Consider the following 14053-nt stretch of genomic DNA (forward strand, 5'->3'; position numbering starts at 1 on the left):
CCGACGCCATTGTACCGTCATGTGCCGGCCAGGATGCCCTTGTGGACCGCCGACAGGATGGCTTCCACGGCCGGATGCTTGATCTTGCGTTCGTTCGAGACGGCATAGAAGTGCTCGCGCACCTGCGGCACGCGCCCGACCAGCAGCGCGTTGAACTGTTCCTCGATGTCGTGGGCCAGGGCCGCCGGCGCGAAGAACAGGCCCAGGCCGCGCCGGGCAAAGGTGGTGAGCAGGGCGTTGTCCTCGAATTCGCCGACAACATCCGGGCGCACGCCACTCAGTTCGAACCATTCGTCGATCTTGCCGCGCAAGGCATTATTGCGGGTCGGTAGCAGGAAGGGCGCGCCGTTGAGCGAGCGCGGGAAGTCGCCGCCCCAGTCCTTGTACAGTTCCGGGGCGCCGGCCACGATGGTTTCGCTGTCGCTCAGCAGGTGGCTGAACACGCGCAGCGTCGTGCCAGAGCGCACCGCGCGGTCGGTCAGCACGACGTCGAGCTTGTGCAGCGCGAGGTCGGCCAGCAGCTCGTCGAATTCGCCTTCGTAGCACACCAGGCGCACCGGGCGCGGCAGCCGGGTCGCGATCTCGAGCAGGCGGTAGGCGGTCAGCTTGGGCAGGGAATCGGAAATGCCGACGGTCAGGCGGGTGCGGGCGCTGTCGGCCTCGGCCAGCGCTTCCTGCATTTGCTCTCCCAAAAGGAAGATCTGGTCGGCGTAGGATAAGGCAAGGCGCCCGGCCTCGGTTAAAGTCAGGCGCCGGCCCTGCTGGGTGAACAGGGACTTGCCCATGGACAGCTCCAGCTGTGCCAGCTGGGTGCTGACGGTCTGGATCGCCAGCCCAAGGCGGTCGGCGGCGCGCGTGATGCTGCCTTCCTTGGCGACGACCCAAAAGTAATACAGGTGACGGAAATTCGGGGGGCTATGGTTCATTTCTTCTGTTTTATCGAAGTAACTCTTCGATTATCTTCGCTTTTTCAATATCGCACCAGCCCGTATAGTGCATGTGTTGATTGAACAAGCTGGTAACTCAGCGCACACTATTTGACAACTTAACTCGACAACAAGGGGAAACAACAACATGAAGCACTTTACCTGGTCATTCATCGTGACCGCCGTCTGCATGGCGCTGGCAGGCTGGTGGGGTTACGATCATGGCGGCATCGCCGGCATGGTCACGGCGCTTGGCGTCTGCGCCATTCTGTCGGTCATGGAAGTTTCACTGTCTTTCGACAACGCGGTGGTGAACGCCTCGGTGCTGAAAGGCTGGAACGAATTCTGGCTCAAGCTGTTCCTGGGCCTGGGCATGATCATTGCCGTGTTCGGCATGCGACTGGTGTTCCCGCTGGTGATCGTCGCCGTGGCGGCCGACCTCGGCATGATGGAGGTGTGGAACCTGGCGCTGAGCGATCCGAAGGCATTCTCCTTGCACCTGACCAACCACCACGCGGAAGTGGCAGCCTTCGGCGGCATGTTCCTGCTGCTGGTGTTCCTGAACTTCCTGCTCGATGACGAGAAGGAAACCCACTGGCTCGGCAACGTCGAGAAGAAGCTCGGTTCGCTCGGCAAGGTGTCCTCGATCGCGGTGCTGGTGTCCCTGGGCGCCCTGATGTTCGCGACCAGCTACGTGCCGGACGCCCAGCGCATGGTCGTGCTGGTGGCCGGCCTGTGGGGCATCCTGGTCTACATCGGTGTCGACATGATCTCCAGCCTGCTCGAGAAGAGCGAGTCGGACGAGAACAGCAACGTCGGCGACATGGTCAAGAAGGGCGGTATCGGCGGCTTCCTGTACCTCGAAGTGCTCGACGCATCGTTCAGCTTCGACGGCGTGATCGGGGCCTTCGCGATCACCACCGACGTCGTGATCATCATGCTGGGCCTGGCGATCGGCGCGATGTTCGTGCGTTCGATGACGGTCTACCTGGTACGCCAGGGCACGCTCGACGAATACGTCTACCTGGAGCACGGCGCGCACTATGCGATCGGTATCCTGGCCGTGATCATGTTGCTCAGCATGCACATGCACGTGCCCGAGCTGATCACCGGCGGCATCGGCGTGGCCTTCATCCTGGCCTCGTTGTGGAGCTCGTTGAGGCACAAGAAGCTGCACGGCGCAGCGGCAGCTTAAGTAATTGTAGGGTGGGCGGCTCTGCCGCCCACGCGGTGATAGTTAAGCGATGAGCAGTAAGGCACGCGCTGGTTGAGCGCGTGGGCGGGAAACCCGCCCACCCTGCAACGGCAAATGCGGCACCGAAACCGGTGCATGTAACGAACCGCACGGCGAGCGGCAGAACACCAGCTCGCTGTGCTACTACCCCGGTGTTCAAGCAGTATTTTTTAGGAGAGTCACAATCATGGCAATCAGTCTGCAAAAAGGCGGCAACGTCAACCTGTCGAAAGAAGCTCCAGGCCTGACCAATCTGAAGGTCGGTCTCGGTTGGGACACCCGCGCCACCGACGGCGCAGCGTTCGACCTCGACGGCGCCGTATTCCTGCTGAATTCGTCGGGCAAGGTGCGTTCGGATGCCGACTTCATCTTCTATAACAACCTGAAGTCGGCCGACGGCTCGGTGGTCCACTCGGGCGACAACACCACCGGCGCGGGCGAGGGCGATGACGAAACCGTGAACATCGACCTGTCCAAGGTGCCGGCCGACGTCGACAAGGTCGTGCTGGGCGTAACCATCCACGACGCGGAAGCGCGCCGCCAGAATTTCGGCATGGTCGGCAAGGCCTTCATCCGCTGCCTCAACGCCGCCAACAACACCGAGATCGCGCGCTACGACCTGTCGGAAGACAGCTCCACCGAAGCGGCGATGATCTTCGGCGAGGTGTATCGTAACGGCGCCGACTGGAAGTTCCGCGCCATCGGCCAGGGCTTCGCGGGCGGCCTCGGGCCCCTCGCCAAGAACTACGGCGTCAACGTCTAACCCTCCCCGCATGCGGCCCGCGCACGCGGGCCGTATCTGAAAAAAGGAAGCCAAATGCCAGTATTTACCGTGACCGGGGATGTCGATCCCTTCCTGCATGTTTCGATGCGGCGCGGAGAAACCATCTATTGCGAATCGGATGCGATGGTGATGATGGAATCGACGCTCGACCTGAAGGGCAAGATGAAGGGCGGCCTGGGCAGCGCGCTGATGCGCACCTTCGCCAACGGCGAGTCGTTCTTCCAGCAGCACATCGAAGCGACCCGCGGCGATGGCGACTGCCTGCTGTCGCCGACCCTGCCCGGTGCGATGCAGACCGTCGACTGCGGCCCGAACCAGTACATCATCAGCGACGGCGCTTTTGTCGCCGCCACCTCCGGCGTGGACCTGAAGGTGCGGACCCAGAACATCGGCAACGCCCTGTTTGCGCAGAGCGGCGGTTTCTTCGTCACCGAGACCACCGGCAGCGGCCAGGTGGTGGTGTCGGGCTTCGGCTCGATGTCGGTGCTCGATGTGGAACCGGGCAAGGATGCGATCATCGACAACGCGCACGTGGTGTGCTGGGACAGCGGGCTGCGCTACGAGATCTCGATCACGACCGGCCAGAGCGGCGGCTTCCTGGGCAACCTGATCAACAGCCAGACCAGCGGCGAGGGCATGGTATTGCGCTTCTCGGGCAAAGGGAAAGTTTATGTATGTTCGCGCAACCGGAATGCATTCAAAGCCTGGATGCAGCAGCCGGCGCGCTGAACGTTAACCAATTAGGGAGAAACACATGTCAGTCAATCTGAGCAAGGGCCAGAAGATCTCTCTGGACAAGGAAGCGGGCGGCGCATTGAGCCGCGTGACGATGGGCCTGGGCTGGGACGTGGCCAAGTCGAAGGGTTTCTTCGGCTTCGGCGGCGGCCAGGGCCAGGCGGTCGACCTGGACGCATCGGTCGTGATGTTCGACGAATCGAACCGTCCGGTCGACACCGTCTGGTTCCGTCAGCTCAAGAGCAAGGACGGCAGCATCACCCACACCGGTGACAACCGCACCGGCGCCGGCGACGGCGACGACGAGCAGATCTCGGTCGAGCTGTCGCGCGTGCCCGCCAACGTCAAGTCGCTGGTGTTCACCGTGAACAGCTTCACCGGCCAGAATTTCTCGACCGTGGAAAATGCCTACTGCCGCCTGATCAACGCGGGCAACAACCAGGAAGTGGCGCGCTTCAACCTGTCGGTGCAGGGCTCGCACACGGCCCAGATCATGGCCAAGCTGTACCGCCACAACGGTGAATGGAAGATGCACGCGATCGGCGAAAACGGCTCCGGCCGCACGTTTGATGACCTGATGCCGCTGATCACGCCGCACCTGTGATCGTCGATTGATGGTACGAAGAGCCGGGCTTGCCCGGCTTTTTTTATTGCGGCTCAGGCCAGCGGCAGCCAGACCGTGAATGTACAGCCCTTGCCCAGCCCCTCGCTGTGCGCCTGCACCTCGCCGCCGTGCAGCGCGACCATGGTCTTGACCAGCGCCAGCCCGATGCCCAGGCCGCCCTGGGAACGGTCCGGCGTGCGCTCGGCCTGGGTGAACAGGTCGAAGACGTGTGGAAGCAGGGCGGTGTCGATGCCGATGCCGTTGTCGCTCACGCTCAGCTTCACGCGGCTACCGTCGCGCGCGGCCTGCAGGCCGATGGCGCCGCCGCCCGGGGTGTACTTGGCGGCGTTGTTGAGCAGGTTGGCGATGACCTGCACCAGGCGCGTCTTGTCACCGAGGACCCGGGAAGCGGCGAGATCGGGCGCCACTTCGACGCTCAAATGATGGCCGCGCGCGGCGACCAGCGGCCGTGACTGCTCCACCGCATTGGCCAGAACGGGCGCGATCGCGACCGGGGCCCTGTCGAGCTTGATCAGCCCGCGGGTGACCCGCGATACGTCCAGCAGGTCATCCACCAGCGAGGTCATATGCCGCACCTGGCGGGCGATCACCTCGCTCGACGCGCGGATGCGCTCCGGGCTGGTGGAGATCTTGAGCAGTTCCGCCGCGGAGGCGATCGGCGCGAGCGGATTACGCAGCTCGTGGGCGAGCATGGCCAGGAATTCGTCCTTGCGCCGGTCCTGTTCGCGCAGCGAACCGTATAGGCGGGCGTTCTCGAAGCCGTTTGCCGCGATCGAGGCCAGCTGCACCAGGATGGCTTCGTCCTGTTCGGTAAACTCGCCCTCGTGCTTGTCCGACACCTGGATCAGCCCGATGTTGCGGCCCTTCCGGTTGATGAGCGGCACCGCCAGCCAGCCACGCATGGCCGGATGGCTGGCGGCGTGCCGGCCGAAACCCTTCCAGGCCGGATGGGCTTCGAGTTCCGCCTGGGTGAGGCGTATCGGCGCGTTGGTGCGGCACACCTCGGCGTAGATGCCGCTGCCGTCGGTCCGGGCATTGAAGTCGCCATACCCGGCGTATTTATCCGACAGGGACACCGCGTTGATGGCCTGTGCCCAGTTGTCGCCTTCGGTGAGGGAGACGACCGCCTGGTGCACGTCGAGGATGGCGCGCACTTCCTGCACCAGGACGTCGGCGATGTCGGGCGCCGACAGGACCGTGTGCAGCGTACGGGAGGCGCTGGCGACCTTGGCCAGCAGCGCGGATTGGCGCTGCTCGCGGTCCAGCCGCATGGCCAGGCCTTCCTGCGCGGTGATGCTGTCGTGGATATCGCGGTTGGCGCCGACCCACTCGCGTACTTCGCCTTTGCGGTCGAGGATCGGAATACCCTTGACGGCGGTCCAGCGGTACACGCCGTCGGCGCGGCGCAGGCGGTATTCGGTTTCGAAGACCGAACGGTGCGCGACGCACTGCAGCCATATCCGCCGGGTCGGTTCGCGGTCGTCCGGATGCACCGCGTCGAGCCAGCCGAATTCCTTCCATTCCTCGTAGGTCTGTCCCGTGAATGCGCGCCACGAAGGCGAATCTTCCTGGACCCGGCCATCGGAGGTATTGGTCCAGACGATCTGCGAAGTGGCCATCGCCAAGGTACGGAAGCGCTCTTCGCGCGCGCGGAGGGCGGTCTCGGCCTCGACCCGGTCGGTGATGTCTTCGTGCATCAGCATGACTTCGACGACCTTGCCCCGCTTGTCCTTGATGGGGTGGGCACGTGCGGTAACCCAGCGCGTCCTGCCGGGCAGGCCAAGGGCGGCAGTGTCGTAATGGATCGCCGGGATCGCGACCGATTCGCCACCCAGGGCACGCTCGAGATAGGTCGTGACGCCGGCCGCGACGACCTGCGGATCACGCAGGACGTTGTAGTCCCTGCTCAGCACGTACCGCTTGGCCTCGCTGCCTTCGTGGATATGCCACAGCATTTCCCAGGCATGGTTGACGCGTACCGTGTAGCCGGCAGGATCCAGGATCTGGATGCTGCCGGGACCTTGTTCGAACAGTTCCTGGAACCGTACTTCGAGATTGGCTTGAAGGTCCGTGTCGGAAGCCCCGACCGGGTCTGAACTGTGCGGCATGGAAGGTCTGCGTTGTCTGGAGAAGGGGCCGCCCGGGCCGATTGACTGCGAATGATGTCACATATTCGTTTCTGTCGTGCATTTCTTTGTTTTCAGTACAAGGCCAATGTGCATCGTTTGTGTCGGCAGCTTGACAGGCAAGCAGATTGCATCTACTGTATTAATTAACTAATACACAAATACACATACTCATAGACACGATGTCGACCCATACCGCCCAGCTGTTTTCGATCACGCCCGGCTCGACCGAGCCGATCTACCGCCAGCTCGTCGAGCAGGTGCGGCGCCTGGTCGCCGGCGGCCAGATGGCGCCGGGCGACGAACTCCCTTCCGTGCGCGAGGTGGCCTCCAGCCTCGCCGTCAATCCGATGACCGTATCGAAGGCCTACGGCCTGCTCGAGACCGAGGGCGTGCTGGCGCGCCGGCGCGGGCTCGGAATGCTGGTGGCCGAGCGTCCGCGTGCACGGGTCGGATCCAGCAGCCAGGCCGAGCGCAGCGCGCTGCTGCGCCCGACCCTGGAGCGCGCCGCACGCGAGGCGCGCGAACTCGAACTCGACCCGGATACCGTCCTTTCCCTTTTCACCCACATCCTGAAGGAACCATCGTGACCGCACCCATCATCCAGCTGCACGGCGTCGCCAAGTACTTTGGCGCCAACATCGTGTTAAGTGGCCTCGACTGGGAAGTCGGGCAGGGCCAGGTCATCGGCCTGCTGGGCCGCAACGGCGCCGGCAAGTCGACCCTGATGGAATGCCTGCTCGGCCTGCGCGAACTCGATGGCGGCAGCGTGCGCCTGTTCGGCGAGGACATGGCCGCGCTGTCCGACGCGACCCGCGCCCGCATCGGTTACGTGCCGCAGAAGCACGGCCTGTTCGAGTGGATGACCCCAAGGCAGATGTTCGACTACTTCAAGGCCATGTACCCGCGCTGGAACACGGTGAAGGTCGACGCGCTGCTCGAGCGCTGGGGCTTCGGCCCGCTGGAGCTGGGCAAGCCCATCGGCCGCATGTCCGGCGGCGAGCAGCAGCGCCTGTCGATCATCCGCGCGCTGGCGCACGATCCGGAATTGCTGGTGCTGGACGAGCCGGTGTCTGCACTGGATCCGGCCGGCCGCCGCGCTTTTCTCTCCGAGCTGGTCGACGGCGTCATCGAACGCGGCACCACGGTGCTGTTCTCGACCCACATCCTGACCGACCTGGAGCGGGTGGCGCTGGACGTCGCCTTCCTCAAGGACGGCCGCATCGCGCTGCAGGGACCGCTGGACGAGCTGCTCGAAGGCGCGCGCAGCACGACCGGAGGGCGGCGTGCCGAGCCGGTCAGCCTGGAAGACCTGTTTATCGAAGTAACGCGCGAGGTGAGCGCATGAGCAGCCCGGTGAATGCGGCGATGCATGCGCGCCTGCGCGACTACCGGATGCTGTGGCGCGCCGCCACGACGCATGCCCGCCCACGCCTGTCCGGCATCTTCCGCTGGGGCGGGGTTTTCCTGGTGCTGGTGATGGGCACGTCTGAGGCGTATAACGACGGCCCGCGCGCGGCCCTGGCCTGGTTCTGGTGCGCAGCCTCCGCCTGGCTCCTGCTGGACTGGGCCTGGCGCTTTATGCCCGGGGCGGTGAAACTCGCCACGCCGGCCAATGCGGCGCTGGTGCCGCAGATGCGGGGGCGCCTGGTGGAACTGTCCTGCCTGATGTGCATCCTGGGTGTCGCCGGCATTGCCAGCGCGCCGTATGCCGACACGAGCGTGCTGGGCGGCTGGCTGTTCTGGGTCGTGGCCCTGGTCGCGGGAACCGGGCTTGCCACCGCTGGCCATCGGGCAGGCAGCGCGATCATCGTCGCGGCGAGCTTCGCCTGGATATTGTTGGAAAGGGTGCCGGCAGGCCTGGTGGCGATGCTGTCCCATCCCCTGGTGGTCCTGCTGTCGCTGCCGCTGTACGCCGGCGTCATTGTCGTGGCGGTGCGCGCCATGTTCCCGCAAGGGGGAGAGCGCCACTGGGACATGCTGGCCCGGCGCGCCCGCTGGTCGGACGCCGCCGCAGGCAAGTCCGAGCCGCTGGCCGACCGTATGGCCGCGGTCTACAGCAGGGGCTGGTACGCCGCTTCGCTGCGCCGCGACAGCGCCCGGCGCAAGGCGAGGGGCCTGATGCTGCATGCGCTCGGCCCCAACCATCACCTGGGCGAGGTCGCGGTGGGCATTGCCCTGATTGCGGCGGTCGTGATCGTACTGGGCATCTTCACGACCTGGCGCCTCGATCCGGAGATTGCGGCGGGAATCGGCTGGCTGTTCGCCTGCCTGCTGCTGGCCGTGCCGCTGCTCTACTGCGTGCGGCTCGGCCAGCTGCCGAGCAACCTGGCTGCCGAGCAGGCCCTGGTGCGCCTGGCGCCGGCGGCGCCGGCCGGCGCGGCGGCATTCAACGCCCACCTGGGAAGGTCGCTGTTGCTGCACGCGCTGGCGGCCTGGGGGCTCGGCGCCGGCGGCGCCGTGCTGCTGGCGGCGCTCGGCGGGGCGGACGGCGCAGCGCTGCTGCGTACGGCCAGCCTGTGCTGCATGGTGTTGCCGGTGGTCGCGGTACCGCTGCGCGACCATGCCAGCCGCACGCAAAGCGCCGCTGCCGCTGCGGCGACGCTGCTCCTGATCTCGACCGTGGAAAGCCTGATCGCCGGCGGCGTGGTGAACGCCTTCAGCTACCTGCCGGTGCTGCCGGTGGCGGCGCTGGTGTGCATAGCCTTTACCGTGGTCGTCGCCATGCGCCGGCTGCGCATGATGGCGCTGGCGCCCTGCGCCTTCCCGGCAGGGCGCATGGATTGAAAAGCCCTCAGTTGGTCTACAAAGAGCGGGCATTGTGAATGAGACCGACGCCTCCAAATAAGGGTATATTTATCGATTGAATGAATAGGAACACGCAAAGGGGTTCGCAATGAATAAGCTCATCTACAAAGGCGCGCTGGCAGTGGCGGTGACGATCGTTTCATCGAATGTATCGGCCGAGGCAATCGTGACGTTCGCCCATCCTGCAAACATGGCAGACGTGCCGCGCTCGGCCATCGACCGGGAAAACATGGAGTGGCACTTTAGCGAGCATTTCGCGCACCTGTCGAAACAGTTGCCGGCGGGGCAGAACCTGAAGGTCGAGATGCTCGATATCGACTTGGCCGGGGACGAGTTTCCGCGCGTGGCGATTCGTGATGTGCGCGTGCTGAAGGGTCGCGCCGACTGGCCGCGTCTGCACTTGCGCTACACCATCGAGCAAGACGGGCAGGCAGTGCGCACCGGGGAAGCCAAGCTTTCCAATCCCAACTACCTGATGGGAGTTAATCGCTACACCCACGAGATGTACTCGCACGAGAAGCAGATGGTCGAGGACTGGTGGCGCAAGGAGGTGGTGGCAGCGCACTGAGCGCCCATCTACTATCCCGCTTCTCACGCGCGCGGGCTCGCCGGGAGCGGATTACGCCGGCGCCGTGGCGCGCTCGAGCGCATCGAGCCAGAAATCGCATGTTCCCGGGTGTCACCGCACATGTATCCCGACGCTTGCACCGCATAAAAGGCGGGCCGGACGTCTCTGCAAAAACTCGGTATCGGATCGCCAATATTTCTCGTGAACTGCCAGCGGAATCTTCTTCCAGTCCAACCGCCGCCGGTTGCTACACAATTTCCAGAGATTCTTCAGACCTGCGCGGCGATGGACGTAGACATCAACCGGGATTTAAGCAGTCTGGTGTTCAAGAAATTCCGCAGTTCCTTTTGTTGACTCGGATGCACTTGGGTGGTGCAGTACGACGATGAGGATCGCTAGCCATGTCGTCCGAGCACTGGGCGCAAGTTCAGAGTTGAGGATTCGATTAGCCCTCCAGACCGTAAGACCTTCAGGTTGTCGCTGAAGCGAACTCATCACGACTGCCTGTAAGTGCTTCGCTCAGCGAAGTCAACGCACTAGCGTCAGGAACTGTGATGCCAGTACACGAGGACCGCTCGCCCGAGATTATTGTCGTCACCCGCACGACTGGCAGCGGCGGGCAGCTGTCAGCAGACGCCTTCCAGCTCCGCCGTGGAACGCTGGGCCTACTTGGGTCGGTTTCAGGCCCGGCCTGGGACGCCAACCCTGTCCGCGCCCTTCAAAACAAACTCGCACGCCTAGCCAAGCGACCTACCTGAATTTCGTTGAGCCGAACGGTCGGGTAGTGTCGCCGTGCGCCGCTGTGCACAATGGCGCTTGCGCCCTGCGCCTTCCCGGCAGCACGCATGGATTGAGAAGCCCTCAGCTCGAAGCCGGCGCCACCACGCCGGCCGCGTGCTTGCGGCCCAGTACCAGGAAACCGAAGGCGGTGGCGAACACGTACATGCTGACCGAGTAGATCGCCGCCGGCAGCATCAGCTGGAAGTCGCCCAGCACCGACACCGCAACAAAGATCGCCAGTGTCGAATTGTGGATGCCGATCTCGTAGCCGATCGCGATGGCGTTCGGCTTGTCGAGGCCGAGCAGGCGCGGCACGTAGTAGCCCAGGCCCAGGCTGAGGATGTTGAAGAGGATGACGGCCAGGCCGATCGACGCGAAGGAGGTGGTGATCGCGGTCCATTCCTTGGCGATGGCAATGACCGCCAGCAGGGCCAGCACGGCCATGGAGAAACGCTTCATCGGCTTGTCCATGCGCGCGGCGAAGCCCGGCGCGCGGTGTTTGACGAACATGCCGATCGCCACCGGGATCAGCACGATGACGATGACTTCGATCACCTTCGCGGTTTGCATCGGCACCACCTGGCCGCTCTTCGCGAAGGTGTCGATGGCGAAGTTGGCGATCAGGGGCAGGCTGACGATCGACAGCACGGTATTGATCGCGGTAAGCGAGATGTTCATCGCCACATTGCCGCCGAACAGGTGGCTGAACAGGTTGGCCGATACGCCGCCGGGCGAGGCCGCCAGCAGCATCAGGCCGACCGCGTAGACCGGCGCCACGTCCAGGCCATTGACCAGCCCGTAGCAGATCGCGGGCAGCACCATGGCCTGCAGCACCAGGGCGAGGACCACGGCCTTCGGGTGGCCGAGCAGGCGCCGGAAGTCGCCGAGGGTGAGGGACAGGCCCAGCCCGAACATGATCAGCGCCAGTGCGCCGATCAGCAGGGTGGGCAACAGGGTAATGAAATTGCTCATGCATCGTCTCCGTTATTGTCGTTGTTGCGGCCACCTATGCCCGGTGGGGCATGGCTGCGCCGTCAAGACAGTGTAGTGCCTGGATGAGCTGGAGACTTCAAAAAAAATGCGACCTGCCGCAAACCATGCGCTTCAGGGAAGCGCGTTGGCCTCCTGCAGGATGGCGCGCCAGTCGGTGTTGTACAGGACGCCGATCAGGCGCCCCGTGTTGCCGACCGGGTCGACCCGCTTGTGGGTCAGGTTGCTCATGGTGGGCCCGGCGGCGCCGACGTAGACCGTCATGAACTGGATGTCCGAACGCGGCCGCGACGCGTCGAGCAGGTCCGGGTTGACCGCCTTCATGCCGTCGGCGTCGATGAACAGTGGCCGGTCGGTATTGGGCACCACGAACATGTAGCCGCTGCGCAGGACCGTCATGCCCTTGTGGCCGCCGGAGGGTTGGCGCGTGCCGATTTCTTCCGGATCGTTGACGGTGATCCGGAGGATCGGCCCTTCGCCAGGGGTATGGAAAGTGCCGTCGGGGAAGCGTGTGGTGTCCCGGTCGTCGAGGGTGATCGGATAGGCGATCATCGACAGCTTGGCCACCAGGGGCTGCTTGCCGCCGTCGTAGCCGAAATCCGCGGCCCAGCGCAGGCTCGCGCCGCGGATTCCGACCAGCGCCGGGTGCTCCATCACGCGTGCGATGACCCGCTCGAGCTTGCGCTGCAGCGCGGCGTACTCTGGCTGCTTCTTGCTGGAACCGAACTTCGCGGGCCGGGGAATGACGTGGCCGGGCGCGTCGAGATCCGGCGTGCCGCCGCGCGTCACGGCATCCGGCCGGCTCCAGTAATCCGCGATGTAGTCGGCGTAGAAGACGGTGCCGTCCTCCAGGCGCATGCGGGGCGGCTGCGCACCGGCGCGCACGTAAGGGGCCCTGGCCGCGGCCGTTGCGGGCTGAGGGGACGACGACGCCACCCCGTTGGCCAGCGCCTGCACGGCGCTGCCCACTGCTTGCCTCGCCAGCCTGTCGAGCAAGTCCTTGGCCGATGCCGGCTGGGCCGTGAACAGTGCCGCCAGCAGCGCGGCGAACAGCGCCGGCAGCAGGGCAGGGGAGAAGCGTCGCTGGGTCATACCGGTCCTCCGCAGGGGGGGCGGATATGACTGTAGCGTCGCGCCGCGCTAGGAAACAGCCCCTGCGGTGGGGGCAGCGTCGCGCGTCGCGGCCTGGGCAGCGCTGCCGGACGGGGAAGCCGACGCCGGCGCCAGTTCGGTGCGCGCGAAGGACAACATGCCGCGCCCGCCGTGCTTGGACACATACAGGGCATTGTCGGCGGCCTGCATCAGGCCTTCGAGGTCGGTGCCGTTCAGGGGGAAGCTCGCGGCGCCGATGCTGGCGCCGACGGCATTGGCCGCCAGGCCCGGGCGCAGCGCGGGATACAGGCAGTCGATCAGGCGCCTGCCGATGCCGGTGACCTCGTTGCGCGAGATGTCGCCTTCCACCAGCACCACGAATTCGTCGCCGCCCACGCGCGCCAGGAACTCGCCGCCGCGCAGGGCCGACTGGAAGCGGTTCGCCACTTCCTTCAGCACCCCGTCGCCGACCGCGTGGCCGTGGGTATCGTTGACCTCCTTGAAGCGGTCCAGGTCGATGGCGAGCAGGCTGAAGGGCTTGCCGCTGCGCTGGCTGCGCGCCACCTGGCGGCGCGCCCAGCGGTCGAAGAAGCGCCGGTTCGGCAGGCCGGTGAGGGCATCGTGCGAGGCTTCCATGGCCAGGCGCTTGGCCAGTTCGTTGTTGCGGCGCGCGGCTGCGGACAGCGAGCGCCAGGCGTGGACGGTCATGGCGATGACGGTGCACAGCATCAGGACCAGGATCAGCGCCGCGCGCAGCAGGCGCTCGTTGAAGTCGTCCATGACCCCGTCCCTGAGCACGTGCAGGCGCGCCACTTCGGCGTGGATGAGCATCCGGGCTTCGCGCATCTTGGCCCGGCCGAAGCCTTCGCGCACGATATTCAGGGCGCCGGCGGCGTCGCCGCGCTTCGCGAGCTGCACGGTGCGTTCCAGCTCGTCCAGCTTGCTCTCGGTGATGAGCGCCAGCGCGCGCACATTGGCCAGGAACTGCGGGTCGTGATAGCCCGACTGTTGCGCCTGTGCCAGGTTGTCGCGGACGCTGTTGCGTCCGAGCTGGTAGGGTTCCAGGTAGGTGGGGTCGCCGGTGAGCAGGAAGCCGCGCTGCCCGGTCTCGGCATTGATCAGGTTCATCAGCACATTGCGGACCTGGATGCGCGCCGCATCGTTCTGCCGGAGCTGGGCCATCGTCTTGCGCAGGTCGAGGACCTCGCCGACGAAAAAGAGACTCATTGCTGCGATGATGACGAGCGCGAGGGCCAGGGTGGTGGCGCTCCGGCGGAGCGGCAGGGCTGGCACGACGTAGGACGAAGGCATAACGATAAGCAAGGGTGCTGATTACCGCATGTTATCCCAACGTAAGATCATTCCTACAAGAACTTGTTTTTCTA

The 14053-nt window shown here is 65.0% G+C and carries 14 protein-coding genes; 9 read left to right on the forward strand and 5 right to left on the reverse strand.

Annotated elements, in window-relative coordinates:
- Positions 1-17 precede the first annotated feature (17 nt).
- Complete coding sequence (locus AC56LU_RS11955) at positions 18-926, reverse strand: LysR family transcriptional regulator (RefSeq protein WP_497175822.1); 909 nt, start codon at positions 924-926, stop codon at positions 18-20.
- Positions 927-1074: 148 nt separating this feature from the next.
- Here AC56LU_RS11955 and AC56LU_RS11960 point away from each other — a divergent pair, with 148 nt between their 5' ends.
- The 4 genes from AC56LU_RS11960 to AC56LU_RS11975 all read left to right on the forward strand — a co-directional run bounded on the left by AC56LU_RS11960 (position 1075) and on the right by AC56LU_RS11975 (position 4283).
- Positions 1075-2121 carry a DUF475 domain-containing protein gene (locus AC56LU_RS11960; RefSeq protein WP_497175823.1) on the forward strand — a complete coding sequence of 349 codons (1047 nt, stop codon included), beginning with the start codon at positions 1075-1077 and terminating at the stop codon, positions 2119-2121.
- 226 nt (positions 2122-2347) lie between these two features.
- Positions 2348-2923, forward strand: a complete 576-nt coding sequence (locus AC56LU_RS11965) for a TerD family protein (protein ID WP_497175824.1) — start codon at positions 2348-2350, stop codon at positions 2921-2923.
- Between the two features lie 54 nt (positions 2924-2977).
- Entirely contained in the window at positions 2978-3673 is a 696-nt protein-coding gene (locus AC56LU_RS11970; RefSeq protein ID WP_497175825.1) for a TIGR00266 family protein, read from the forward strand.
- Positions 3674-3698: 25 nt separating this feature from the next.
- Positions 3699-4283 carry a TerD family protein gene (locus AC56LU_RS11975; RefSeq protein WP_497175826.1) on the forward strand — a complete coding sequence of 195 codons (585 nt, stop codon included), beginning with the start codon at positions 3699-3701 and terminating at the stop codon, positions 4281-4283.
- 53 nt (positions 4284-4336) lie between these two features.
- Here AC56LU_RS11975 and AC56LU_RS11980 read toward each other — a convergent pair whose 3' ends face one another.
- Positions 4337-6412 carry a PAS domain-containing sensor histidine kinase gene (locus tag AC56LU_RS11980; protein ID WP_497175827.1) on the reverse strand — a complete coding sequence of 692 codons (2076 nt, stop codon included), beginning with the start codon at positions 6410-6412 and terminating at the stop codon, positions 4337-4339.
- 200 nt (positions 6413-6612) lie between these two features.
- Here AC56LU_RS11980 and AC56LU_RS11985 point away from each other — a divergent pair, with 200 nt between their 5' ends.
- The 5 genes from AC56LU_RS11985 (at position 6613) to AC56LU_RS12005 (ending at position 10564) form a co-directional block, all read left to right on the forward strand.
- Entirely contained in the window at positions 6613-7020 is a 408-nt protein-coding gene (locus AC56LU_RS11985; protein ID WP_497175828.1) for a GntR family transcriptional regulator, read from the forward strand.
- On the forward strand, positions 7017-7778 hold the full coding sequence (locus AC56LU_RS11990) for an ABC transporter ATP-binding protein (protein ID WP_497175829.1): 762 nt from the start codon (positions 7017-7019) through the stop codon (positions 7776-7778). The genes AC56LU_RS11985 and AC56LU_RS11990 overlap by 4 nt, the downstream gene beginning before the upstream one ends.
- Complete coding sequence (locus AC56LU_RS11995) at positions 7775-9217, forward strand: hypothetical protein (RefSeq protein WP_497175830.1); 1443 nt, start codon at positions 7775-7777, stop codon at positions 9215-9217. The genes AC56LU_RS11990 and AC56LU_RS11995 overlap by 4 nt, the downstream gene beginning before the upstream one ends.
- Before the next feature lie 109 nt (positions 9218-9326).
- Positions 9327-9806: a DUF3016 domain-containing protein gene (locus AC56LU_RS12000; RefSeq protein ID WP_497175831.1), complete on the forward strand. Its 480-nt coding sequence runs from the start codon at positions 9327-9329 to the stop codon at positions 9804-9806.
- 554 nt (positions 9807-10360) lie between these two features.
- A complete protein-coding gene (locus AC56LU_RS12005) occupies positions 10361-10564 on the forward strand; it encodes a PliI family lysozyme inhibitor of I-type lysozyme (RefSeq protein WP_497175832.1) in 204 nt (67 codons plus the stop codon).
- 103 nt (positions 10565-10667) lie between these two features.
- Here the strand turns inward: AC56LU_RS12005 and AC56LU_RS12010 are convergent, their stop codons facing one another.
- The 3 genes from AC56LU_RS12010 to AC56LU_RS12020 all read right to left on the reverse strand — a co-directional run bounded on the left by AC56LU_RS12010 (position 10668) and on the right by AC56LU_RS12020 (position 13979).
- Positions 10668-11558, reverse strand: a complete 891-nt coding sequence (locus tag AC56LU_RS12010; protein WP_497175833.1) for a bile acid:sodium symporter family protein — start codon at positions 11556-11558, stop codon at positions 10668-10670.
- A 132-nt stretch (positions 11559-11690) separates the two neighbouring features.
- On the reverse strand, positions 11691-12668 hold the full coding sequence (locus AC56LU_RS12015; protein ID WP_497175834.1) for a hypothetical protein: 978 nt from the start codon (positions 12666-12668) through the stop codon (positions 11691-11693).
- Positions 12669-12716: 48 nt separating this feature from the next.
- Positions 12717-13979, reverse strand: a complete 1263-nt coding sequence (locus AC56LU_RS12020) for a GGDEF domain-containing protein (RefSeq protein WP_497175835.1) — start codon at positions 13977-13979, stop codon at positions 12717-12719.
- Positions 13980-14053: the final 74 nt, after the last annotated feature.

Source organism: Telluria sp. PB2R4 (genome assembly GCF_059685695.1).

Coding starts and splice junctions, on each gene's coding strand:
- AC56LU_RS11955 (WP_497175822.1), bottom strand. CDS start 926: ATGAACCATAGCCCCCCGAATTTCCGTCACCTGTATTACTTTTGGGTC.
- AC56LU_RS11960 (WP_497175823.1), top strand. CDS start 1,075: ATGAAGCACTTTACCTGGTCATTCATCGTGACCGCCGTCTGCATGGCG.
- AC56LU_RS11965 (WP_497175824.1), top strand. CDS start 2,348: ATGGCAATCAGTCTGCAAAAAGGCGGCAACGTCAACCTGTCGAAAGAA.
- AC56LU_RS11970 (WP_497175825.1), top strand. CDS start 2,978: ATGCCAGTATTTACCGTGACCGGGGATGTCGATCCCTTCCTGCATGTT.
- AC56LU_RS11975 (WP_497175826.1), top strand. CDS start 3,699: ATGTCAGTCAATCTGAGCAAGGGCCAGAAGATCTCTCTGGACAAGGAA.
- AC56LU_RS11980 (WP_497175827.1), bottom strand. CDS start 6,412: ATGCCGCACAGTTCAGACCCGGTCGGGGCTTCCGACACGGACCTTCAA.
- AC56LU_RS11985 (WP_497175828.1), top strand. CDS start 6,613: ATGTCGACCCATACCGCCCAGCTGTTTTCGATCACGCCCGGCTCGACC.
- AC56LU_RS11995 (WP_497175830.1), top strand. CDS start 7,775: ATGAGCAGCCCGGTGAATGCGGCGATGCATGCGCGCCTGCGCGACTAC.
- AC56LU_RS12000 (WP_497175831.1), top strand. CDS start 9,327: ATGAATAAGCTCATCTACAAAGGCGCGCTGGCAGTGGCGGTGACGATC.
- AC56LU_RS12005 (WP_497175832.1), top strand. CDS start 10,361: ATGCCAGTACACGAGGACCGCTCGCCCGAGATTATTGTCGTCACCCGC.
- AC56LU_RS12010 (WP_497175833.1), bottom strand. CDS start 11,558: ATGAGCAATTTCATTACCCTGTTGCCCACCCTGCTGATCGGCGCACTG.
- AC56LU_RS12015 (WP_497175834.1), bottom strand. CDS start 12,668: ATGACCCAGCGACGCTTCTCCCCTGCCCTGCTGCCGGCGCTGTTCGCC.
- AC56LU_RS12020 (WP_497175835.1), bottom strand. CDS start 13,979: ATGCCTTCGTCCTACGTCGTGCCAGCCCTGCCGCTCCGCCGGAGCGCC.